The 22,147-nt window shown below is 64.6% G+C and carries 22 protein-coding genes; 6 read left to right on the top strand and 16 right to left on the bottom strand.

Features of this window, described 5'->3' with window-relative positions; translation table 11 throughout:
• Positions 1 to 3 precede the first annotated feature (3 nt).
• The 3 genes from MTR72_RS12325 (at position 4) to MTR72_RS12315 (ending at position 2,846) form a co-directional block, all read left to right on the top strand.
• A complete protein-coding gene (locus MTR72_RS12325; protein ID WP_280967695.1) occupies positions 4 to 876 on the top strand; it encodes a F0F1 ATP synthase subunit gamma in 873 nt (290 codons plus the stop codon).
• Between the two features lie 34 nt (positions 877 to 910).
• Entirely contained in the window at positions 911 to 2,353 is a 1,443-nt protein-coding gene (atpD, locus tag MTR72_RS12320; protein ID WP_280967696.1) for a F0F1 ATP synthase subunit beta, read from the top strand.
• A gap of 85 nt (positions 2,354 to 2,438) precedes the next feature.
• Positions 2,439 to 2,846: a F0F1 ATP synthase subunit epsilon gene (locus tag MTR72_RS12315; RefSeq protein WP_280967697.1), complete on the top strand. Its 408-nt coding sequence runs from the start codon at positions 2,439 to 2,441 to the stop codon at positions 2,844 to 2,846.
• 455 nt (positions 2,847 to 3,301) lie between these two features.
• Here MTR72_RS12315 and MTR72_RS12310 read toward each other — a convergent pair whose 3' ends face one another.
• From MTR72_RS12310 to proB, 10 genes are all read right to left on the bottom strand, one after another.
• Positions 3,302 to 3,802, bottom strand: a complete 501-nt coding sequence (locus MTR72_RS12310; RefSeq protein WP_280967698.1) for an RNA pyrophosphohydrolase — start codon at positions 3,800 to 3,802, stop codon at positions 3,302 to 3,304.
• Between the two features lie 196 nt (positions 3,803 to 3,998).
• Positions 3,999 to 4,505, bottom strand: a complete 507-nt coding sequence (locus MTR72_RS12305; protein ID WP_280967699.1) for an RNA pyrophosphohydrolase — start codon at positions 4,503 to 4,505, stop codon at positions 3,999 to 4,001.
• Positions 4,506 to 4,578: 73 nt separating this feature from the next.
• Positions 4,579 to 5,799 carry a divergent polysaccharide deacetylase family protein gene (locus MTR72_RS12300; protein ID WP_280967700.1) on the bottom strand — a complete coding sequence of 407 codons (1,221 nt, stop codon included), beginning with the start codon at positions 5,797 to 5,799 and terminating at the stop codon, positions 4,579 to 4,581.
• Positions 5,800 to 5,957: 158 nt separating this feature from the next.
• Positions 5,958 to 7,313, bottom strand: a complete 1,356-nt coding sequence (locus MTR72_RS12295; protein ID WP_280967701.1) for a S41 family peptidase — start codon at positions 7,311 to 7,313, stop codon at positions 5,958 to 5,960.
• Positions 7,310 to 8,620: a murein hydrolase activator EnvC family protein gene (locus MTR72_RS12290; RefSeq protein WP_280967702.1), complete on the bottom strand. Its 1,311-nt coding sequence runs from the start codon at positions 8,618 to 8,620 to the stop codon at positions 7,310 to 7,312. The genes MTR72_RS12295 and MTR72_RS12290 overlap by 4 nt, the downstream gene beginning before the upstream one ends.
• A gap of 31 nt (positions 8,621 to 8,651) precedes the next feature.
• Entirely contained in the window at positions 8,652 to 9,134 is a 483-nt protein-coding gene (gene rlmH, locus MTR72_RS12285) for a 23S rRNA (pseudouridine(1915)-N(3))-methyltransferase RlmH (protein ID WP_280967703.1), read from the bottom strand.
• Positions 9,135 to 9,234: 100 nt separating this feature from the next.
• Entirely contained in the window at positions 9,235 to 9,591 is a 357-nt protein-coding gene (rsfS, locus tag MTR72_RS12280; RefSeq protein ID WP_091893134.1) for a ribosome silencing factor, read from the bottom strand.
• 206 nt (positions 9,592 to 9,797) lie between these two features.
• Positions 9,798 to 10,400, bottom strand: coding sequence for a nicotinate-nucleotide adenylyltransferase (locus MTR72_RS12275; protein WP_280971414.1), 603 nt, complete (start codon positions 10,398 to 10,400; stop codon positions 9,798 to 9,800).
• A 60-nt stretch (positions 10,401 to 10,460) separates the two neighbouring features.
• Positions 10,461 to 11,756 carry a glutamate-5-semialdehyde dehydrogenase gene (locus MTR72_RS12270; protein WP_280967704.1) on the bottom strand — a complete coding sequence of 432 codons (1,296 nt, stop codon included), beginning with the start codon at positions 11,754 to 11,756 and terminating at the stop codon, positions 10,461 to 10,463.
• 278 nt (positions 11,757 to 12,034) lie between these two features.
• Positions 12,035 to 13,156 (bottom strand): glutamate 5-kinase, encoded by a 1,122-nt coding sequence (gene proB, locus MTR72_RS12265; RefSeq protein WP_280971167.1) that lies wholly within the window; start codon positions 13,154 to 13,156, stop codon positions 12,035 to 12,037.
• A 191-nt stretch (positions 13,157 to 13,347) separates the two neighbouring features.
• On the opposite strand from proB, the gene MTR72_RS12260 reads away from it, so the two are divergent.
• Positions 13,348 to 14,313 carry a Bug family tripartite tricarboxylate transporter substrate binding protein gene (locus MTR72_RS12260; RefSeq protein ID WP_280967705.1) on the top strand — a complete coding sequence of 322 codons (966 nt, stop codon included), beginning with the start codon at positions 13,348 to 13,350 and terminating at the stop codon, positions 14,311 to 14,313.
• 167 nt (positions 14,314 to 14,480) lie between these two features.
• Here MTR72_RS12260 and MTR72_RS12255 read toward each other — a convergent pair whose 3' ends face one another.
• The 3 genes from MTR72_RS12255 to MTR72_RS12245 form a co-directional block, all read right to left on the bottom strand.
• The gene (locus MTR72_RS12255) at positions 14,481 to 16,115 is read right to left on the bottom strand and encodes an alkaline phosphatase family protein (RefSeq protein ID WP_280967706.1); all 1,635 of its coding nucleotides are present in this window, start codon (positions 16,113 to 16,115) and stop codon (positions 14,481 to 14,483) included.
• A 69-nt stretch (positions 16,116 to 16,184) separates the two neighbouring features.
• Entirely contained in the window at positions 16,185 to 17,237 is a 1,053-nt protein-coding gene (gene obgE / locus MTR72_RS12250; RefSeq protein ID WP_280967707.1) for a GTPase ObgE, read from the bottom strand.
• A gap of 85 nt (positions 17,238 to 17,322) precedes the next feature.
• Positions 17,323 to 17,805 carry a MaoC family dehydratase gene (locus tag MTR72_RS12245; RefSeq protein ID WP_280967708.1) on the bottom strand — a complete coding sequence of 161 codons (483 nt, stop codon included), beginning with the start codon at positions 17,803 to 17,805 and terminating at the stop codon, positions 17,323 to 17,325.
• Between the two features lie 263 nt (positions 17,806 to 18,068).
• Here MTR72_RS12245 and MTR72_RS12240 point away from each other — a divergent pair, with 263 nt between their 5' ends.
• The gene (locus MTR72_RS12240) at positions 18,069 to 18,983 is read left to right on the top strand and encodes a DMT family transporter (RefSeq protein ID WP_341510386.1); all 915 of its coding nucleotides are present in this window, start codon (positions 18,069 to 18,071) and stop codon (positions 18,981 to 18,983) included.
• A gap of 211 nt (positions 18,984 to 19,194) precedes the next feature.
• On the opposite strand, the gene MTR72_RS12235 is transcribed toward MTR72_RS12240, so the two are convergent.
• From MTR72_RS12235 to rplU, 3 genes are all read right to left on the bottom strand, one after another.
• Positions 19,195 to 19,788 carry a GNAT family N-acetyltransferase gene (locus MTR72_RS12235; RefSeq protein WP_280967710.1) on the bottom strand — a complete coding sequence of 198 codons (594 nt, stop codon included), beginning with the start codon at positions 19,786 to 19,788 and terminating at the stop codon, positions 19,195 to 19,197.
• 126 nt (positions 19,789 to 19,914) lie between these two features.
• Entirely contained in the window at positions 19,915 to 20,184 is a 270-nt protein-coding gene (gene rpmA, locus MTR72_RS12230) for a 50S ribosomal protein L27 (protein WP_027523579.1), read from the bottom strand.
• A 102-nt stretch (positions 20,185 to 20,286) separates the two neighbouring features.
• Positions 20,287 to 20,661 (bottom strand): 50S ribosomal protein L21, encoded by a 375-nt coding sequence (gene rplU, locus MTR72_RS12225; RefSeq protein WP_027554524.1) that lies wholly within the window; start codon positions 20,659 to 20,661, stop codon positions 20,287 to 20,289.
• Between the two features lie 337 nt (positions 20,662 to 20,998).
• Here rplU and MTR72_RS12220 point away from each other — a divergent pair, with 337 nt between their 5' ends.
• Positions 20,999 to 22,108, top strand: coding sequence for an ROK family protein (locus tag MTR72_RS12220; RefSeq protein WP_341510385.1), 1,110 nt, complete (start codon positions 20,999 to 21,001; stop codon positions 22,106 to 22,108).
• Positions 22,109 to 22,147: the final 39 nt, after the last annotated feature.

Here is a 22,147-nt window from a genome sequence, read left to right as displayed (position 1 = left end):
AGAATGGCGTCACTTAAAGACATGCGGGTCCGCATCGCCTCCACCAAGGCGACGCAAAAGATCACCAAGGCGATGCAGATGGTCGCGGCCTCGAAACTGCGCCGCGCGCAGAGCGCCGCCGAAGCTGCTCGTCCCTATGCCGACAAGATGAGCGCGGTGATCGGCAATATTGCGAGCGCGGCCGTGGGTTCGCCCGGCGCGCCGGCGCTTCTGGCCGGCACCGGCAGGGATCAGGTGCATCTGCTGCTGGTCTGCACCGGCGAGCGCGGCCTGTCCGGCGCCTTCAACTCCTCGATCGTTCGTCTGGCGCGCGAGCGCGCGCTGGCGCTGATGAACGAGGGCAAGGAGGTCAAATTCTTCTGCGTCGGCCGCAAGGGCTATGAGCAGCTCCGCCGCCAGTTCGAAAAGCAGATCGTCGAGCACATCGATCTGCGCAGCGTCCGCCAGCTCGGCTTCGTCAACGCCGAGGACATCGCCAAGAAGGTACTGGCCCGATTCGATGCCGGCGAGTTCGACGTCTGCACGCTGTTCTATTCGCGCTTCCGCTCGGTGATCGCGCAGATCCCGACCGCCCAGCAGATCATTCCGCTGGTCGTCGAGGAGGGCGCTGTCGCCAGCACGACGTCTTACGAATACGAGCCGGAGGAGGACGAGATCCTCACCCGCCTCTTGCCGCGCAACCTCGCGGTCCAGATCTTCCGCGCGCTGCTGGAGAACAATGCCTCGTTCTACGGTGCGCAGATGAGCGCGATGGACAACGCGACGCGCAACGCCGGTGAAATGATCCGCAAGCAGACGCTGGTCTACAACCGCACGCGTCAGGCCCAGATCACCAAGGAACTCATCGAAATCATCTCCGGCGCAGAAGCAGTCTGACCGGAAGCGAAATTCGGATCGAAGGAGACAGTAAATGGCTACAGCAGCCAACCAGATCGGTCGCGTTACCCAGGTCATGGGCGCCGTCGTCGACGTGCAGTTCGAAGGCCACCTGCCGGCCATTCTCAACTCGCTGGAGACCAAGAACGGCAACAACCGCCTGGTGCTGGAAGTCGCGCAGCACCTCGGCGAGTCGACCGTCCGCACGATCGCGATGGATGCCACCGAAGGTCTGGTGCGCGGCCAGGAAGTTACCGACACCGGCAAGCCGATCTCGGTTCCCGTGGGTGACGGCACGCTGGGCCGCATCATGAACGTCATCGGCGAGCCGATCGACGAAGCCGGTCCGATCAAGTCCGAAGGCCTGCGCGCCATCCACCAGGAAGCGCCGACCTATACCGACCAGTCGACCGAAGCCGAGATTCTCGTCACCGGCATCAAGGTCGTCGATCTTCTTGCTCCGTACGCGAAGGGTGGCAAGATCGGCCTGTTCGGCGGCGCCGGCGTCGGCAAGACCGTGCTGATCCAGGAGCTGATCAACAACGTCGCGAAGGCGCACGGTGGTTACTCCGTGTTCGCCGGCGTCGGCGAGCGTACCCGCGAGGGCAACGACCTCTATCACGAGTTCATCGAGTCCAAGGTCAACGCCGATCCGCACAATCCGGATCCGAGCGTGAAGTCGAAGTGCGCGCTGGTGTTCGGCCAGATGAACGAGCCGCCGGGCGCCCGCGCCCGCGTCGGCCTCACGGGTCTCACCGTCGCCGAGCACTTCCGCGACCAGGGCCAGGACGTGCTGTTCTTCGTCGACAACATCTTCCGCTTCACCCAGGCGGGCTCGGAAGTGTCGGCGCTGCTCGGCCGCATTCCTTCGGCGGTGGGTTACCAGCCGACGCTCGCCACCGACATGGGCGCGCTGCAGGAGCGCATCACCACCACCAACAAGGGCTCGATCACCTCGGTGCAGGCCATCTACGTGCCGGCCGACGACTTGACCGACCCGGCGCCCGCGACCTCGTTCGCGCACTTGGACGCCACCACCGTGCTGTCGCGCGCGATCTCGGAAAAGGGCATCTACCCCGCGGTGGACCCGCTCGACTCGACCTCGCGCATGCTCTCGCCGCTCGTCGTCGGTGAGGAGCACTACCAGACCGCCCGCATGGTTCAGCAGGTGCTCCAGCGCTACAAGTCGCTCCAGGACATCATCGCCATTCTCGGCATGGACGAGCTTTCGGAAGAGGACAAGCTGACGGTGGCCCGCGCCCGCAAGATCGAGCGCTTCCTGTCGCAGCCGTTCCACGTCGCCGAAATCTTCACCGGCTCGCCCGGCAAGTTCGTCGAGCTCGCGGACACCATCAAGGGCTTCCGCGGCCTCTGCGAAGGCAAGTATGACCATCTGCCGGAAGCTGCCTTCTACATGGTCGGCACCATCGAAGAGGCGGTCGAGAAGGGCAAGAAGCTGGCTGCGGAAGCGGCCTAAGGGCGAATGGCGAGCAGGGAGTAGCGAGTAGTCTCGCTGCTCCAGCTCCATTCGCTATTCGCTACTCACCATTCGCAGGTTTCTTATGGCCACCTTCCACTTCGATCTCGTCTCTCCGGAAAAGCTCGCATTCTCGGGCGAGGTCGATCAGGTCGACATCCCCGGCGTCGAGGGTGACTTTGGCGTGCTGGCGGGTCATGCGCCGGTCGTGGCTGCGATCCGTCCAGGCATTCTCACCGTGACCACCGGCGGCAAGCACGAGAAGATCATCGTGCTCGGCGGTCTCGCCGAAATCTCCGAGAACCGCCTGACCGTGCTCGCCGACGTCGCGACCTCGCTGGCCGAGCTCGACCGCGCCCAGTTCGCCGAGACCATCTCGGAGATGGAAGAGGGCCTGAAGGAGAAGGAGGGCTCCGAACTGGACCAGGCGATCGAACGCCTCGACCACTTCAAGAGCATCCAGCACGAGCTCAACACGACGGCTATGCACTAAGCCCCGGGGCACCGCGCTCCGGGGCCGAACAAGAGATTTCTGAACAGAATCAGCGCTCGTCACTACCGTGGCGGGCGCTGAAACTTTGTTGCACCCTGCCGGCCGGGCCTCGGCCTGAAGGCCGCCGACGAGCAGACCGCCGTCAATGCGGCACTGGCTGACTGCGCCAAGCGCGCCAGCGATTGCCACGTCATCGCGATCGGCCCCTTCATGATGGGGCCGACGAACTATCGGCTAGCGTTGTGACTCCGACCGTCCATTCCGTCATTCCGGGGCCCGAGCGGAGCGAGGGAGCCGGAATCCATCGGGCCGTAGAGTACGTGGATGAATGGATTTCTCTGATGCGCAATTGCGCATCATAGCTCGCGACTTCGTCGCGCCCCGGAATGACATCGAGTCAATCAGAAGTCCCCGCAAGCGGGGGAGGTGAAGTGGCACCGGCGGACTCGCCGGTCTTATCTTGCGAACGCTGCGAACTGCTCCGCGACCGCGCGATACACCTCGCGCCGGAACGGCACGACGAGATCGGCGACGCGATCCAGAGCCTCCCAGCGCCACGCGTCGAACTCGGCGGGCTGGCCGTTGCGCGGCGTCAGCGGATCGATCTCCTCCTCGCGTCCGGTGAAGCGCAACGCGAACCATTTCTGGCGCTGGCCACGGAATTTCGCCAGCCGGTGGGTGTGAGGCCCGTCATAGGGCGGGAATTCGTAGGTGAACCAATCGGTCTCGCCGAGATAGTCGGCGCTGGTAACGCTGGTCTCTTCCCAGAGCTCGCGCAGCGCCGCGTCGCGCAGGTTCTCGCCTTCGTCGACGCCGCCCTGCGGCATCTGCCAGTCAAGGCCGGGCAAGATGATCTCGGGGCCATCGCCCTTGAACCGATGGCCGATCAGCACGCGGCCATCGGCGTTGAAGAGGGCGATCCCGACGTTGGGACGGTAGGGCTTTTGATTGGTCACTTGCAGATCCCTTGTCGTCATTCCGGGGCGCGCGGAGCGCGAGCTCGGAATCCATAACCACAGGCGGTCGTTGGTTGAAACCTCGTGGTCGATACCTGCCGCACGACTTCGCCCTGGGGTTATGGATCCCCGTGCCAGTGCGCAATTGCGCACAAGGCGGGGATGACAAGCGAGAGCGCGGCGACCGGTAAGCCGATCACTCATCCGCCAGCGCGGAAAATTCCTTCACCACGCGCTCGTAGACCGGGCGCTTGAACGGGATGATCAGCCCGGGAAGGTTCTTCATCGGCTCCCAGCGCCAGGTCACGAACTCCGCCTTGTGGCCGCCACCGCCGGGATGTTCGACGTTGATCTCGCTGTCCTTGCCGGTGAAGCGCACCGCGTACCATTTCTGGCGCTGGCCGCGGTAGCGTCCCTTCCAGGCGCGGCCGGCGACCGTGCGCGGAATATCGTAGATCAGCCAGTCCGGAACCTCGCCGAGCCGCTCCACCGAGCGCACGCTGGTCTCCTCATAGAGCTCGCGCTTGGCGGCTTCCCAGGTGTCCTCGCCGGGATCGACGCCGCCTTGCGGCATCTGCCAGACATGTCCCTCGTCGACATGCTCGATGCCGCCTGCGCGGCGGCCGATGAAAACCAGCCCATTCTTGTTGATCAACATCACACCGACGCAGGTTCGGTAGGGCAGATCCTCGTAACGTGCCATTCCGCCAAACCTCTCGCATTCTGCCGGCAGGCATGCCGGACCGCCAAGACCCGCGCCGAACCAATTGATTGATTTAGCTGGATTTTGATTTCAGCATCGCGGTTGTCAATGGCACCAAAAGGATACCCCGGTCGCCCAGCGTCTTGATCCAGGCGCCGATCCGCTCGATCGAGACCGGAAGCGCCGAGGCGGTGCCGACGGCGATGCCGCGCTCGCGCGCGACCGATTCGAGCTTGTTCAGGGCGCGGTCGATCTCGGTCGGGGTCGGCACCGCGTCGAGGGCGATATCGCCCTTGCCGAACGGCATCGACTGGCCGGCTGCAGCCTGGGGCGCGATGCTGCGCGGCGAGGAGCCGTCGTCGAAGAACCCGAGCCCGCGCTTGGCCGCCTCGCGGATGATCGGCTGCATCGCCGCGTCCGTCGCGACGAATCGCGCGCCCATGAAATTGGTGATGCCGGCATAGCCCTGCATCCGGCTCAGATGCCAATACAGGCGGTCGAGATTCTGGTCCTGGCTAAGCGAAGTCAGCAGGGTCTGCGGCCCCGGGTCATTGTCGGGAAAGTCGTAGGGCTCCATCGGGATCTGCAGGAATATCTCGTGGCGCTGCGCGCGCGCGCGTTCGGCGAGCTTGCCGGGATCTGAACCATAGGGCGTGAAAGCCAACGTCACCGCCGACGGCAGCTTCATGATCGCATCGGTGGTCTTGGCCGCGCCGACGCCGAGGCCACCGATCACGATCGCGACCACCGGCATCTTGGCGGCCTTGGCGCGGTCGGCATCCGCCGCATAGACGTTGAACGGTTTCACTCCGTCAGCAACGACCGGAATCATGCCGTAGCGCGATTTCTCCAAGAGCTTCTGGTCGATCCCGGCCATGACGGGCGGCGGGGCGGACGCCGCGCCCTTGTCGCCCGCGTCGTCGCCACCGCCGATCACCACGTCGTGGCGTGTGCCGGTGGAGCCGTCGATCATGGTGACGGTCTTCTGCTCGCCCGGGGCCTGCTTCGGTGCCTCCTTGGTCTCGTGCTTGCTCTCGTGTTTGTTTTCTTGGCTAGCGGTGGCCGGCGCAGGCTTGTCGTCGCTGGCTTTCGGATCGCGGATCGCGATCCGCGTCATCGGCTCGCCGCCGAGCGGATCCTTGTTGAAGATGGCGAAGCCGGCAAAGGTCACCAGGAACAGGCCGAGCAGGACGGCCAAGGCCTGCATGAAGGTGAACGGCAGCCGCAGCCGGCGTTTCCGGCGCGGCGTATCCTGTCCGAGCGGGGCGCTCAGATCATCGGCCGTCTCAGTCATGCGCGATCCCGAATCACTCAAGCCGACGATACCACGCCGCGGTCAAGCGGCGGCAGGCCGGGATTGGCCGGGGGACGCGGTGAGGAAGTCCAAGCAAAAAGGGCAGCTCCAGGAGCCGCCCTTTTCGACAGTTATCGTGGTTGCCTTAGTTTGCCGGCTCAGTTCGCCGCTTTGGGCTTGTCGGCCGCGGCCTTGTCGCCGCCCGGAGCCGGCGCCGCCGAAGCGCTGTTCTTGATGCCGTGCAGGAGGTCGTCGGCCATCTTCAGCGCCTTGTCATCCTTGGCGTCCGGCGGGACGTAGGACTGCGAGCCGGTCTTCTCGTCGCCGTCGTTCTTCAGGTGCCCGCGCAGCGAGGCCTCGCCCTTGGTGTCGGTGCGCGACTTCAGCTCATCCGGCACGTCCTGCAGCACCTCGATGTCGGGCACGATGCCCTTGGCCTGGATCGACTTGCCCGACGGCGTGTAGTAGCGCGCCGTGGTCAGCCGCAGCGCGCCGTTGCCCGAGCCGAGCGGGATGATGGTCTGCACCGAGCCCTTGCCGAAGGAGCGCGTGCCTACGATGGTCGCGCGCTTGTGGTCCTGCAGCGCACCGGCGACGATTTCCGAGGCCGAGGCCGAGCCGCCGTTGATCAGCACGATCACCGGCTTGCCCTTGGTCAGGTCGCCCGCATGGGCGGTACGGCGCTGGGTCTCCTCGGCATTGCGGCCGCGGGTCGACACGATCTCGCCCTTCTCCAGGAAGGAGTCGGAGACGGTGACGGCTTCTTCCAAAAGGCCGCCCGGATTGTTGCGCAGGTCGATGATGAAGCCCTTCAGCTTGTCGCCGATCTGGTTGGAGAGGTTCGCAACCTCCTTCTTCAGACCTTCGGTGGTCTGCTCGTTGAAGGTGGTGATGCGGATATAGGCGATGTCGTCGGCCTCGACGCGCGCACGCACCGAGCGGACGCGAATGTTGTCGCGCACCAGCGTGACGTCGATCGGATTGTCCTGGCCCTTGCGGATGATCTTGAGCTTGATCTTGGTGTTGACGGGACCGCGCATCTTCTCGACCGCCTGGTTCAGGGTCAGTCCCTGTACCGCCTCGTCGTCGAGATTGGTGATGATGTCGTTGGCCATGATGCCGGCGCGCGAAGCCGGGGTGTCGTCGATCGGCGAGACCACCTTGATCAGGCCGTCCTCCATGGTGACCTCGATGCCGAGGCCGCCAAACTCGCCACGGGTCTGCACCTGCATGTCGCGGAAGCTCTTGGCGTCCATGTAGCTCGAATGCGGATCGAGGCCGGTGAGCATGCCGCTGATGGCGGACTCGATCAGCTTGGTGTCGTCGGGCTTCTCGACATAGTCGGAGCGCACGCGCTCGAAGACGTCACCGAACAAATTGAGCTGGCGATAGGTGTCCGCGGTTGCGGCCCGTGCGCTCGAGCCCATGAACACCGCGCGCGGCTGGGTCACGAACAGCGTCAGCGCCGCACCGGTGGCCGCGCTGAGAAGAATTACTGAAGTCTTGCGCATCATCCGCGAACCTTCTCGCCTTCATTTGCGGCCCACCATGGGCCTGGATCGATTGGAGTGCCGTCTTTGCGGAACTCGACATACAGCACAGGTTGACTCGCGTTAGTGGCGAGAATGGAGGCGACTTGGGATGTCGACCCCATGGTCGCGACCGGCTCCCCCGTGAGCACAAACTGTCCGATGTTGACCGAAATGCGCTCCATCCCGGCGATCAGGACATGATACCCGCCCCCGGCATTGAGGATCAAGAGTTGTCCATAGCTGCGGAAGGGGCCGGCATAGACCACCCAGCCGTCACACGGCGTCGTGACCTGGGAGCCGGGCCGGGTCGCCAACGAAATGCCCTTTTGCACGCCGCCGACACCGTCGGAACCGCCAAAGTCCCTGATCTTGTTACCGTTAACCGGTAAAGGCAGCAGGCCTTTGGCCGAAGCGAAGGCGATTGCCGGGCTCGTCCGGGAACGGTCCTTGAAAGCGGCCGGACCGGACTTGGCGCTGGCGGCCGCCGCGGCCTGCTTTGCGGCCTCAGCCGCCTTGGCGGCGCTTTGCAGGTCCTGCTCCATCTTGGCGATGAGGCCCTGGAGATCACCCACCTGCCTGGACAGTGCGATGGCGCGCGTCTTTTCGGCGTCGAAGTCCTTTTCCCGCGACGCCTGCTGGCGCTGCCGTTCGTCGACCAGGGCCGTGAGCCGGGTCTGGTCGTTGCGGATCTTGTCGCGGTCGACGGCGAGCTGATCGCGCTCGGTGGCGATGGCCTTGCGCAGATTGACGAGCTCGCCGAGTTCGCCTGCGAGTCTTTCGGCGCGGCCGCGCAATTCCGGCACCACCGCTCCGAGCAGCATGGCGGTGCGCAGTGATTGCAGCGCATCTTCGGGGCGGACCAAGAGCGCAGGCGGCGTGCGCCGGCCGGCGCGTTGCAGTGCGGCCAATACCTCGACGATGTCGGCGCGGCGCGAATCGAGCGAGGCGCGCATCTCCTGCTCGCGGCCGTTCAGGTTTTGCAACCGTGCCTCGGCCTCGTCGATCTTGGTCTCGATCGTGCGCACATTGGCGGCGGTATCGATCAACTGCTGATTGAGCTGCGTGCGATCCTGGCCAAGGGCGGTGATCTCGGCCTTGAGCTTGGCCTGAGCCTCCTCGGCACTTTTCTGCTGCGCGCGGGCGGCTTCCAGCTCCTGCTCGCGCTGCTTGATCGTGTCTGACGAGAGGGCCGCGGCCTGCGGTGCCGGCGTCGCCGTCTGGGCTTGCGCGAGGCTTGCGCCGGCGAAGCTCGCGATCAGCAACACAGTGAGGCTCGGCGCGCGCTGCATCAGTCTAGGAATCGTTTCGTCCGGGCGCGGATCACGCGCGGTGATAGGGATGGCCGGCCAGGATGGTTGCGGCCCGATAAAGCTGTTCCAGAATCATGATGCGGACCATTTGATGCGGCCAGGTCGCCGAGCCGAATGCGATCGCGAGCTTGGCCTTACGGCGCAATTCGGGCGAAAGTCCGTCCGCCCCTCCGATCACGAAGACAGTATGAGCGGCGCCCTCGTCGCGCCAGCGCCCGAGATTCCGCGCGAATACGGTGGACTCGAGATTTTGGCCGCGCTCGTCCAGCGCCACCAGGATCGACTTGTCCGGAATGTGCGCTGCGATCGCCGCGGCCTCTTCCGCCATTCGCGTCGCCGCATCGCGCGCGCGGCTTTCGGAAATTTCGTGGACGGTGAGCTCGCGAAAACCGAGCTTGCGGCCGACCTCGTCGAACCGCTCGAAATAGCGGTCCGCAAGTTCCCGCTCGGGGCCCTGCTTCAACCGGCCCACCGCAATGACAGCAACACGCATGACGTCTTCTAGCAGCCGCGTTTTCAGACCGCGCGCGCACCACGCGCGCGCACGACGCTAGCATGCGCGTCAGCCGATTCGAAATCGGCTCTTTAAGCCTCTAGATCGCCTTCGCCGCCCCAGGGCCCTGCGTGTACAATCTCTCGAGATTGTAGAACTCACGGACCTCGGGTCTGAACACGTGCACGATCACATCGCCGGAATCGATCAGCACCCAGTCGCAATTGGGCAAGCCCTCGACATGGATGTTCCTGATGCCGTTTTCCTTGAGGCCCTTCGTGACGTTGTCCGCGATCGCGCCAACGTGCCGGTTGACCCGGCCGGTGGTGACGATCATGTAGTCGGAGTACGTCGATTTGCCGCGAAGGTCGATGGTGACCGTCTCTTCCGCCTTCATATCCTCGAGGCGGGAGAGGATCAGGCTCAGCGTCTTGTCGGCGTCGGGTTGCGCCTTCAAGGCCGCAGCTTTGGTCGATGTTTTACGCGTCGGTTTCGCTACCTTGGGTAAAACAGACTTGGACAATACAGACGTGGCCAGGGACCATTCCTTTCACTGTATCGCGAACGCCGAATCCGACGCTCACCGGTTACACTACATCATGTGGGGTTAAGGGTTTCAATATGCCAGAGAGCCCTACCTGCACACTCCGTTCCAACTGTGTCTCACTTCGTACCTTTCCAGCTTCCGTCCGGGTTCCGCAGGCCGGTTGAGGACAGGCTCAGTTTCAACCCAGTGAGGAAGACCCAGGCCGGCGCCGGCCGATCTGCGAGCAATGCGGCCTCTGCCTCGGGCACGCGATAGCGCGCAAGCGCCTGGGCGGCGGGCGAAGCGAGGGCGCGAAAGCTCTGCGGCGGGCGATCGATGACTGCCATCGGCACCTGGGCGGCGATGCGCCGCCAGTCCTGCCAACGATGGAATTGAGCGAGATTGTCGGCGCCCATGATCCAGACGAAGCGCAAGCCGCTGAGGCGGCGGCGCAAGGTGTTGATCGTGTCGATAGTGTAGCGCGTACGGATGACGGTTTCGAGACAGCTCACCTCGATCCGCGGATCGCTCGCGACATCGCGTGCCGCCTGCATGCGCGCGCCGAGCTCATGCAGCGTGCCGTTCTCCTTGAGCGGATTGCCGGGCGTCACCAGCCACCACACGCGATCGAGCTGCAGGCGCTTGATCGCGAATTGGCTGATGGCGCGATGGGCCTGATGCGGCGGATTGAACGAGCCGCCGAGCAGGCCGATGCGCATGCCCTGCGTGTGGGGCGGGATCGCTTGCGCCAGGAAACGCGGCACGACGAATTTGTTGCTCAATGCCCGCGCCTCGCGACGTTACGGCCGCGTCTGCCCGGTGCCGTGGACCCGATATTTGAAGCTCGTCAACTGCTCGGCGCCGACCGGGCCGCGGGCGTGAAAGCGGCCGGTGGCGATGCCGATCTCTGCGCCGAAGCCGAACTCGCCGCCATCGGCAAACTGTGTCGAGGCGTTGTGCAGCACGATCGCGGAGTCGACCTCGCTCAAAAATTTCGTCGCGGCCGCCTCATCCTGGCCCACGATCGCATCGGTGTGATGCGAGCCGTGGTTCTGGATGTGCGCGATCGCGCCGTCGACGCCGTCGACCACTTTCGCTGCAATGATCGCGTCGAGATATTCGGTGTCCCAATCATCCTCGCTCGCAGGTTTTACGCGCGCGTCGATCTTTTGCACGGTATCGTCGCCGCGCACTTCGCAGCCGGCGTCGATCAGCATCTCCACCAGCGGCTTCAGGCTCTTTGCGGCGCCCGCGCGGTCGACCAGCAGCGTCTCGGCCGCGCCGCAGACGCCGGTGCGCCGCATCTTGGCGTTGAGCACGATCGACTTCGCCATGGCGAGATCGGCGCTGACGTCGATGTAGACGTGATTGACGCCTTCGAGATGCGCGAACACCGGCACGCGCGCTTCCGCTTCGACGCGCGCGACGAGGCTCTTTCCCCCGCGCGGCACGATCACGTCGATCGCACCGTTCAGTCCGGACAGCATCATGCCGACCGCCGCGCGGTCACGCGTCGGCACCAGCGTGATCGCGGCTTCCGGCAGACCCGCTTCGCGCAGGCCCTGCACCATGCATTCATGGATCGCGCGGCAGGAGCGGAAGCTGTCGGAACCGCCACGCAGGATCACAGCATTGCCCGACTTCAGGCACAGCACGCCGGCATCAGCGGCGACATTGGGCCGGCTCTCGAAGATCACACCGACGACGCCGAGCGGCACGCGCACACGCTCGATGGTCATGCCGTTCGGCCGCCGCCAGCTTTCGGTGACGACGCCGACCGGATCGGCGATGTCGCGCACGATGGCGATGCCGTCGGCCATGCCGTCGACGCGCGACTGCGTCAGCGTCAGGCGGTCGATGAAAGAGGAGGTCATATTGCCGGACGCGCGGGCCTCCGCGACGTCCTCGGCATTGGCGGCGAGAATGGCCGCCGCGTTGTTGCGGACCGCCCGTTCCATGGCTTCCAGCGCCCGGTTCTTCTGCTCCGGCGGCGCCAACGCCAGCACGCGCGCGGCCGCACGGGCTTTGGCGGCGAGATCGGACATCAGCGCCTGGAGATCGGCGTTGCCGTCGAGGGCTTTGAGGGGAGCGGCCATGGCGGTTCAACCTTCTGCTAAGGGCGTGTCCTAGCACGGAAATCCCGCGGCTGCGAAGCGCGAGGAGGGTATGGCTGGGCTCCGATTGGTGGGCCTGGGCTCGGCCAATGGCCCAGTTCTCGTCATGGCCGGGCATGACCCGGCCATCCATGCCTTCCTTGCGACGTCATGCCAGGGCGATGCGAAGCATCGAACCCGGAATCTCGAGCTTCCCCGAAGCGCAATTGCGCTCGGAGGTCTGGTCCTTCGGACCATCCCGGAATGACGGAGCTGCGGGCCTACCCGCCCACCACCAGGTCATCGCGGTGGATCATCTCCGAGCGGCCGCTGATGCCGAGGATCGTCATCACGTCCGGGGACGAGCGCCCCTTGATCCGTTCGGCATCTTCGGCGTCGTAGGCGATCAGGCCGCGGCCGACTTCGCTGGCGTCGGGGCCGCGCACGATCACCGCGTCGCCGCGGGCGAACTGGCCCTCGACCTTGATCACGCCGGCCGGCAGCAGGCTGGCGCCGGCGCGCAGCGCCGCGACCGCGCCGGCGTCGATGGTCAGCGTGCCCTTCGGCTCCAGCGAGCCCGCGATCCAGCGCTTGCGCGAGGTGATGGGGTTGGCTGGGGTCAGGAACCAGGTGCAGCGGCCGCCATCGGCGATCGCCTGCAACGGATGCTCGATCTTGCCCGAGGCGATCAGCATGTGCGTGCCGCCTGTGGTCGCGATCTTGGCCGCCTCGACCTTGGTCCGCATGCCACCGCGCGACAATTCCGATTCGGCGTCACCGGCCACCGCCTCGATCTCCGAGGAGATGCTCTCAACCACGGGGATGAGCTTTGCGTTCGAATTGTTCTTCGGCGGGGCATCGTAAAGCCCATCGATGTCGGAGAGCAGCACGAGCAGGTCCGCGCTTGCCATGGTGGCGACGCGCGCGGCGAGGCGGTCATTGTCGCCATAGCGGATCTCGTTGGTGGCGACCGTATCGTTCTCGTTGATCACGGGGATGGCGCGCCACTCCAGGAGCTTACCGATGGTGGAGCGTGCATTGAGATAGCGACGGCGCTCCTCGGTATCCTGCAGTGTCACCAGAATCTGGCCGGCACCGATGCCGTGCGCGCCGAGCACCTCGGACCAGATGCGGGCGAGCGCAATCTGGCCAACGGCGGCTGCCGCCTGGCTCTCCTCAAGCTTCAGCGGGCCGCGCGGCAGTTTCAGCCGGCTGCGGCCGAGCGCGATCGAGCCGGATGAGACGACGAGGACGTCGCGGCCCTCGTGGTGCAGCTTGGCCATGTCGTCGGCGAGCGCGGCCAGCCAGGTTGCGCGTACCTCGCCCCTGTCGGAATCGACCAGCAGCGCGGAGCCGACCTTGACGACGATGCGGCGGAATTGACTGAGTTGCGGGCTGGCCATGGCGCGTGCGACGAATAGCTCGGGAATGATAACGGCGGACCAAAAAGCCGGCGCCGATGAGGCCTGCTTTTGCAGCAGGACGATGGCCGGCGCAAGGCGGCCGGCACGGTCAACGGCACCATTGTCGGCCTTGCCGGGCGCCGGGCAGGCTCTAATGCCGCCAACCACAACGAGCCAAAAGGGGGAAACGAATGGATCGCCGCAAGTTCATGGCCGGATGTCTCGGACTGCCGCTGCTGGCGCAGGCGGGGGCCACGCAAGCCCAGGCCGGGCTGACCAAGATCATCTTCCCGTTCGCGGCAGGCGCGGGCGGCGACACGCTGTGCCGGCTGGTTGCGCAGGAAATGGCCCCAGTGCTGCAACGGACCATCGTGGTCGAGAACCGCACCGGCGGCGACGGCCTGATCGGCATCAAGGCGGTGAAGGGCGCGAGCGCCGACGGCAGCATGGTGCTGGTGACCACCGGCCCCACCATGTACCTGCTGCCGATGGTGGAGACGACGCCGAGCTTCGACACGGCGAGGGATTTCATGCCGGTGTCGCTGCTGGCCCGGTTCGAATTCGCGCTCGTGATCGGCCCGGCCATCGCCGCCAAGGATTTTGGGGAATTCGTCGCCTGGCTGAAGGCGCATCCCGACAAAGCGACATTTGGCGTGCCGAGCAACGGCACGATCCCGCATTTCATGGGCTCGAAGCTCGAGAAGGACCTCGGCATTCCCCTGAGCCGTGTGCCCTATCGCGGCAGCGCGCCGATTCTCAACGATCTCATCGGCGGCCATATGCCGTTCGGCATCACGACGCTGGCCGATGCCTTGCCGCAGCACCGCGCCAAGGGCGTGACGATCCTCGCTGTGTCGAGTGCGGCGCGGTCGCCGTTCGCGCCTGATGTCCCGACGCTGAAGGAGAGCGGCATCGATCTCGTCGCGGACGCCTGGTACGGCATGTGGCTTCCCGCTGGCAGCCCGCCGGAGTTCGCAAGCAAGCTCAGCGCAGCCGCGGGTGCCGCACTTGCCAAGCCCGAGGTGAAGGAGAGGCTCACTGCGATCGGTCTGATTCCGGTTGGCAGCACGGCGGACGGGTTGGCTCAAGAGCTCGCCGCGAATACCGCGTTCTGGCAACCGATCGTGAAGGCGACGGGATACAAGATCGAGAATTGAGGCGCTGCTCTTTCCCTCTCCCCGTTCTTACGGGGAGAGGGTCGGGGTGAGGGGCTGCTTCCGCAAACACAGTGAGAGTTGGATTCGCGGGGGCTCCCCCTCACCCGGATCGCATCTTTCGATGCGATCCGGCCTCTCCCCGCAAGCGGGGAGAGGCGAGGAAAGACTCACATCTTCGCGCGCTGCTCGATTCCGTCGCGGATCGCGGCGAGCTCTTTCTCGTCCCAGATGCCGATCAGAATGCCGCCCTTCACCTGGAGCTGGTTGTCGGCGTAGGCCGCGATCTTCTCGCGGGGGGTGGTGATGTGATCGTTGGGATGCAGCGCCCAGTCGAACAGCTCCGCCTGGAGCCGCGCGATGATGCCGGCGCATTCGCCATCGTCGCCGCGATCGACGAATTCCTGCGGGTCGGTTTCGAGGTCATACAGCATCGGGCGGAAGCCGGAGGCGTGGATGTATTTCCAGCGGCCGTCGAAGACCATGAACAGGCGGCAACGCTCGATCGGCTGGTTCAATTTCAGCCGCACATCCTGCATGGCATAGTCGTATTCGGAGAATGCCACCTTGCGCCAGTCTGACGGCCTCTCGCCGCGCAGCAGCGGCAGCAGCGAGCGCCCTTCCAGGATATGCGCCGGCACCTTGCCGCCGAAATAATCGACGAAGGTCGGTGCAAGGTCGATGGCCTCGACCAGCGCATCGCTGCGTGTGCCGCGCGTGGCGTCTGCCTCCTTCGACGGATCGATGATGATCAGCGGAATCTTCGCCGACTGTTCATGGAACAGGTCCTTCTCGCCCATCCAGTGATCGCCAAGATAATCGCCATGATCGGAGGTGAACACGATCATGGTCGTGTCCAGCAGGCCGTGCTCCTCCAGAAACTTCATCAGCACGCCCATCTGGTCGTCGATCTGGGTGATCATGCCCATATAGGTCGGGATCACCTTCTCGCGGGCGTCGTCGCGCGCCATGTTGCGGGAGTAGCGCATGTCCATGTAGGCGCCGAACACCGGATGCGGGTTCTGCCGCTCGCGTTCGGAGCGGATCACCGGAATCATGTCCGCCGTCGAATACATGCTGGCATAGGGTTCGGGCGCGATATAGGGCCAGTGCGGCTTGATGTAGGACAGATGCAGGCACCACGGCCGTCCGTCGGTCTCGGCCTCGCTGATGAAATCCATCGCGCGCCGCGTCATATAGGGCGTCTCGGAATGTTCCTCCGGCACGCGCGCGGCCTTGTCGGCGTGCACCAGCAGCCAGCCATTCTGCAAGGCGCCGTCATCACCCGCGCCGGAATTGGCCCAGTGCTCCCAGGGATTCGTCGCCTCAAATCCCTGCCGGCGCAGATATTCGTCGTATTTCGGTCTCGGGCGTCCCGTGGGGTGCAGGCCGTCGTCGCGCTCATAGGGCTCGAAGCCGCATTCGGCGACATGGACGCCGATGATCGACTCCGGGGGGATGCCGAGCATCTTCATGCCTTCGAGGTCGGGCGCCATGTGGGTCTTGCCGACCAGCACGTTGCGCACGCCGATCCTGTTGAGGTGGTCGCCGAGGGTGGGCTCACCGACGCGCAGCGGCCAGCCGTTCCAGTGCGAGCCGTGCGAGCGCATGTAGCGTCCGGTGTAGAACGACATCCGCGACGGGCCGCAGATCGGCGACTGCACATAGGCATTGGTGAAGAGCACGCCGCGCTTGGCCATGGCGTCGATGTTGGGCGTCTTCAGCGAGGGATGGCCGGTGCAGCCGAGATAGTCGTAGCGAAGCTGGTCGCACATGATCCAGAGAACGTTTTTCGCGCGCGCCATGCTTCGCCCCTGCTTTTCTTGATTGTTTGATGCTGCGCTATCGCGCCAGCGAAGACAAGCGGGCCGGACTCAACGCTCGACGTCGACCGACCACGGCTCCGCTTCGGCCGCGCTCTTGGCCTTGCTCGACACCGGGCTCTCGCCGATCACGTCGGCAAGTGCGCGCAGCGCTTCCTTGACACCCTGGCCGGTGGCGCCGGAGAGCAGCAGCGGCGTCTTCTTGGCGGCACGCTTCAAGCGGTCCTTCTGCTTCTTCAATTCGTCCGGCTCGACCGCGTCGATCTTGTTCAGCGCGACGATCTCGATCTTGTCGGTGAGCTGCCCGCCATAGGCCTCCAGCTCGGTTCGCACCGTCTTATAGGCCTTGCCGGCATGTTCGCAGGTCGCATCGACGAGATGCAGCAGAACGCGGCAGCGCTCGACATGGCCGAGGAAGCGGTCGCCGAGGCCGGCCCCTTCATGCGCACCCTCGATCAGACCGGGAATGTCCGCCAGCACGAATTCGCGGCCGTCGGCATTCACGACGCCGAGCTGCGGATGCAGCGTGGTGAAGGGATAGTCGGCGATCTTTGGTTTTGCCGCGCTGACCTTCGAGAGGAAGGTCGACTTGCCGGCATTGGGCAGGCCGACGAGGCCGGCGTCCGCAATCAGTTTCAGCCGTAGCCAGATCCAGCGCTCCTCGCCCACCTGGCCGGGGTTGGCGTTACGCGGGGCGCGGTTGGTCGACGATTTGAAATGCGCATTGCCGAAGCCGCCATTGCCGCCTTCGGCGAGCACGAATTTTTCGCCGACCTTTGTGAAGTCGTGGATCAGCGTCTCGCGGTCTTCGTCGAACACCTGTGTGCCCACCGGGACCTTCAGCACGATCGACTTGCCGTTGGCGCCGTGGCGGTCCGAGCCCATGCCGTTCTCGCCCTTCTGGGCCTTGAAATGCTGCTGGTAGCGGTAGTCGATCAGCGTGTTCAGCCCGTCGGCGACCTCGATGACGACATTGCCGCCGCGGCCGCCATTGCCGCCGGAGGGACCGCCGAATTCGATGAACTTTTCGCGGCGGAACGCCACGCAGCCGTTCCCGCCGTCACCGGAGCGGATATAGACCTTCGCTTCGTCGAGGAATTTCATGGATCATAGGTAGGCCAGCCGGACACGCCCGGCAACCCGAACTTGCCCGTGAATCGGCCGAAATTCCGCGATTTTCGTCCCGTGCTTAACCCGCCGGCCGGCGGCGGATCAGGAATTTCTGCGTGCCCTCCAGCACCAGCTCCTTGTGCTGGTTGAACACGGTGCTCGTCAGCGTCACCACACCGGTCGTGCGTCGCGGCACGAGTTCGGTGACCTCGAGCGCGGGATAGATGGTGTCGTCGGCGAACACGGGCTTGAGGAACCGGCTCGACTGCTCGAGGAAGCCGACGAGGGACTCCTCGACCATGAACGGAAACAGCCCCGCCCCTGGCGCGGTGTGGATCAGCGTCTGAAAGCCATGCGCGAGCAGATGCGGCATGCCGCGGGCGCGGCAATATTCGACATCGTAATGCACCGGGTGGGTGTCGCCGCTCGCGGTCTGGAACGCCGCAAACACCGCTGATGTCTGGGTGCGGCTCGGCAGCACGAAGCGCTCGCCAACCACGAAATCCTCAAACCAGCGTTGTGTGGGGATCATGCGGTGCTGGGTCGGGTCGAACTCGCTCATGTCTGGCGCTCTTTCGTCGGTGGACCACCCATCGCTACCGCGATGCGAAGGGTGCGACAATCCGTTCAATTCGTTCGCCGCGGGCTTGTCCCGTGCGCCTGCGCCATTAAAACAACCGCAAGCGAGTCCATTCGCCGCTTCCTGACGCGTCCTCCGCGTCATTGCGAGGAGCCCTTGCGACGAAGCAATCCAGTCTGTGTCCGCAGAGACAGACTGGATTGCTCCGCTTCGCGCGCAATGACGGCTTTCCACGAACGACAGCAATGCCCCTCTTCAAGAATCTCTCCGCCTACGACGACCGCTCCGCGCGCTTGGCCAGCATCGCGCTGATGCTGCTGTCGATCTTCCTGTTCTCGTTCGGCGACGCCATTGGCAAGTTCATCGTGGCGACCTATTCGGTGGGGCAGCTTCTGTTGCTGCGCGCCTGTGCGGCGCTCTTGGTGCTGTCGCCGCTGATCTGGCGGCAGCGTCATGATTTCCTGCGCCTGGAGCGGCCGTGGCTACAGCTCTTTCGCGTCACGCTGTCGACGCTGGAGGTGGCGGCGTTCTTCCTTGCCACCGTTTACCTGCCGCTCGCCGACGTCATCACCTATTATCTCGCAGGTCCCATCTTCGTCACAGCGATGTCGGCGCTCTTCCTGGGCGAGAAAGTCGGCTGGCGGCGCTGGACGGCGATCCTGGTCGGCTTCTGCGGCGTCTTGATCGCGCTGCGCCCCTCAGCGCAAACGATCAGCCTGCCGGCGCTGATCGCGCTCGGCGGCAGTCTGTCGTTCGCGACGTTGATGCTGATCACGCGCAGCCTGCGCAAGACGCCCGACATCGTGATGGCGTCCTCGCAATTTGTCGGCACGTTCCTGTTGGGCGCGGCGCTGTCCGCATTTCACTGGGTGCCGCCGACCAGGGGCAGCCTCGTCATCTTCGCGCTGGCGGGGTGTGTCTCGGTAACGGCGCTGTTCTGCGTCAACCGTTCGCTCAAGCTGGCGCCGGCCAGCGTCGTCGTGCCCTATCAATATTCGATGATCGTCTGGGCCGTGATCTTCGGCTTCGCCGTGTTCGGCGACGTGCCGCAGGTCGCCACCATCATCGGCGCCGCCATCATCATCGGCGCCGGCCTCTACATTTATTTGCGCGAGCGCGATTTGGGGCGGCAGGACGAGCAGGTGAATCCGCCGGTGTAAGGCCGCGCCAAATAATTCGGTCATCGTCCCGGGCAAGCGCAGCGCAGATCCGGGACCCATACCCACAGGGAGAAGTTTGGCGAAGACTCGGAGTGGGAGTCTTCGCGCCACAAGCAGTCGTGGTTGGGTCCCGGCCTTCGCCGGGACGACGCTAGTAAATGTGGCGGCGATTCTGCCTGCCTCATCCGTGATTGTCGCGTGGCCTGCGCCCTTACCTCACCCTTCTCGCGCTGCTCCAGCTCTTCAGCGAAGACCACACGCCGCGCGAGAGGCGGAAGCAGTCGACCGGCGTGGAGGAGCCCAGCGCCAGGAAGCGGTGCAGCTCGACGCCGCTCCACTGGAAGCCGCACTTCTCCAGCACGTTGCGCGAGGCCGGATTGGTGACGCGCGCGCCGGCATAGAGGTGGTCGTCATCGAACTCTTCGAAGAAGAAGTCGATCGCGCCGCGCGCCGCCTCGGTGGCAAAGCCCCGGCCCCAGTGCTCGACGCCGAGCCAGTAGCCGAGCTCGGCATTGTCTGATGTCGAGCAATCGATGCCGACCATGCCGACCGGCGTGGTGTCGTGCTCGATCAGGAACACGGTCTCGCTGCCGAGCTCGGCGGTGGCGCGGACGAACTCGACGGCATCGTCAGCCGAATAGGGATGCGGCAGGCGGCGGGTGTTCTCCGCGATGCGGCGGTCGTTGGCGAGCTGGGCAATGGTCCGGACGTCGGCGAGCGTCGGGCGGCGCAGCGTCAGCCGCTCGGTGGCGACGACGCTCGGTCTCGCCTCGCGCAAGGTCACGCTCGAAAAATCCTGCAACATCTTCGGCTCCGTCAAAGTCACTAAGTCAAAAGATAAGGGGAGGCCGGTTTCCCGCCTCCCCTGGAGCCTATTTGTGGACTCCGCCGGTTTGGTCAGGACCCGGCGGACTCCAATTTGATCCGCCGTCTATTCAGCCGCCTCTGCGATCGGAAGCACCGATACGAATGTGCGGCCGTTGGCTTTGGCCTGGAACGCAACACGACCTTCCACCTTGGCGAACAGAGTGTGGTCCGTGCCCATGCCGACATTAAGGCCGGGATGCCAGGTGGTGCCGCGCTGACGTGCGATGATGTTGCCGGGAATCACATGCTCCCCGCCGAACACCTTGATGCCAAGGCGCTTGCCCTTTGAATCGCGTCCGTTGCGCGATGAACCGCCTGCTTTTTTGTGAGCCATGGCTCGTCTCCGAAATCCTACGTATCTCTAGATCAATTCCTTGACGGAATCATTTCACAATTTCTCACGCATCAATTCGTGAATTGGCGTGATCACGATTGGTTATTCGGCGGCTTCCTTCGCCACCTTTTCCTTCTTCGGACGCGGGCCCTTGGTGGGCTTGGCGTTGTCCGTCAGGATCTCGGTGACGCGCAGCACCGTGATCTCGTCGCGGTAGCCGCGCTTGCGGCGCGAGTTCTTGCGGCGGCGCTTCTTGAACGCGATGACCTTCGGGCCACGCTTGTGGTCGAGCACCTCGGCCGCAACGGATGCACCGGCAACCGTCGGGACGCCCAGGACCGGCGTGTCGCCGCCGACCACCAGAACTTCATTCAACTGCACGATCGTGCCGACTTCACCGGCGATCTTGCCAACTTCCAAGACATCATCCGGAACGACACGGTACTGCTTGCCGCCGGTTTTGATGACTGCGAACATCGTTTTCTTCCTTCGTGTTCAATCCCGGCCTCGAGACGCGCATGCGTCCGGGTCGGCTTTTTGTCAGTCGCTATGGGTTTACGATTTTTGCGCGGTGGGGTTATCCCATTGAAAAAACCACGCAAAAGCAAGCGGCGCGAGAACTCCCGCGCCGGATGGCCGGACTTATAGCGGCTTAAGGACGCGAGTCAAGGAAAACCGGGCCGAAAACGGCCCGAATCTGAGGGATTTGGCCGTCTTTCACGGCTCCGGACCTGGCCAGGGATAATCGGCCTTCGCTGCAACCAACGGGTTCCCCCACCGTTGTCCCCGGTATTTCGAGCGGGCAAGGGCTCCCATGGCAACAGACGAGTTGGTCAAGACGACGGGCATCGCCAACCACGGCGCAAGCCGCTTGCCGTCGGTGGATGTCGACAGCTTCAACATCGAGATGAAGGACGAGGACGGCTTTCTCGGCGACCGCGCCAGCAAGGGCGCATTCCGCGAGATCCTCGACCGCTGGCGCAAGCCGCTCCGCAAGACCGGGGAGGACCCGTTCGGCAAGGAGCCGTCGGAGAACATCAGCAAGAAGACGCTGGATGAGATGCTGGTTGGGGACGACACCGAGGCGTCGGCCGTGGTGCACAGCGCGATCGAGGAATTTGCCCAGGAGCTCGCCCATGTCACGCGCCGGTTCCTCAAGTCGAAGGCATGGGCCAAGACGGAGCGGATCGTGGTCGGCGGCGGCTTTCGCGATTCCAGGCTCGGCGAACTCGCGATCGCGCGCACCGAGATCATCCTGATCTCCGAGGGCTTCAAGATCGACATGCGGCCGATCCGGCACCATCCGGACGAGGCCGGCCTGCTCGGCGCGCTGCATCTGGCGCCGTCCTGGATTTTCGAGGGTTACGACGCCATTCTCGCCGTCGATATCGGCGGCACCAATATCCGCTGCGGCGTGGTGGAAACCTCCTGGAAGAAGGCGAAGGACCTGTCGAAAGCTTCGGTCTGGAAGTCCGAGCTGTGGCGTCATGCCGACGATGAGGCCACCCGCGAAGGCACGGTGAAGGGGCTGACGAAGATGCTGAAGGGATTGATCGAAGAGGCCGACAGCGAGGGGCTGAAGCTTGCGCCGTTTATCGGCATCGCCTGTCCCGGTGTGATCAACGAGGACGGTTCCATCGAGAAGGGCGCGCAGAACCTGCCGGGCAACTGGCAGAGCAGCAAATTCAACCTGCCGGCGAGTCTGATCGAAGGCATTCCGCAGATCGGCGAGCACGACACCGCGATCCTGATGCACAATGACGGCGTGGTTCAGGGCCTTTCGGAAGTGCCGTTTATGCAGGATGTCGATCGCTGGGGCGTGCTCACCATCGGCACCGGACTTGGCAACGCGCGCTTCACCAACCGCCGCAAGGACGGCGGCAACGGCAAAGACCGGGACTCTACGGAGAACTGCCGCCCGTAATCGGTCTGCGCCGGGAGTTGCGGCGGCCGCGCAAGTGGC

Origin of the sequence: Bradyrhizobium sp. ISRA442, assembly GCF_038085055.1 — a bacterium.
GTDB lineage: Bacteria > Pseudomonadota > Alphaproteobacteria > Rhizobiales > Xanthobacteraceae > Bradyrhizobium.
Note: the sequence above shows the minus strand (reverse complement) of the source record. Positions and strands in the feature narration are given on the sequence as shown.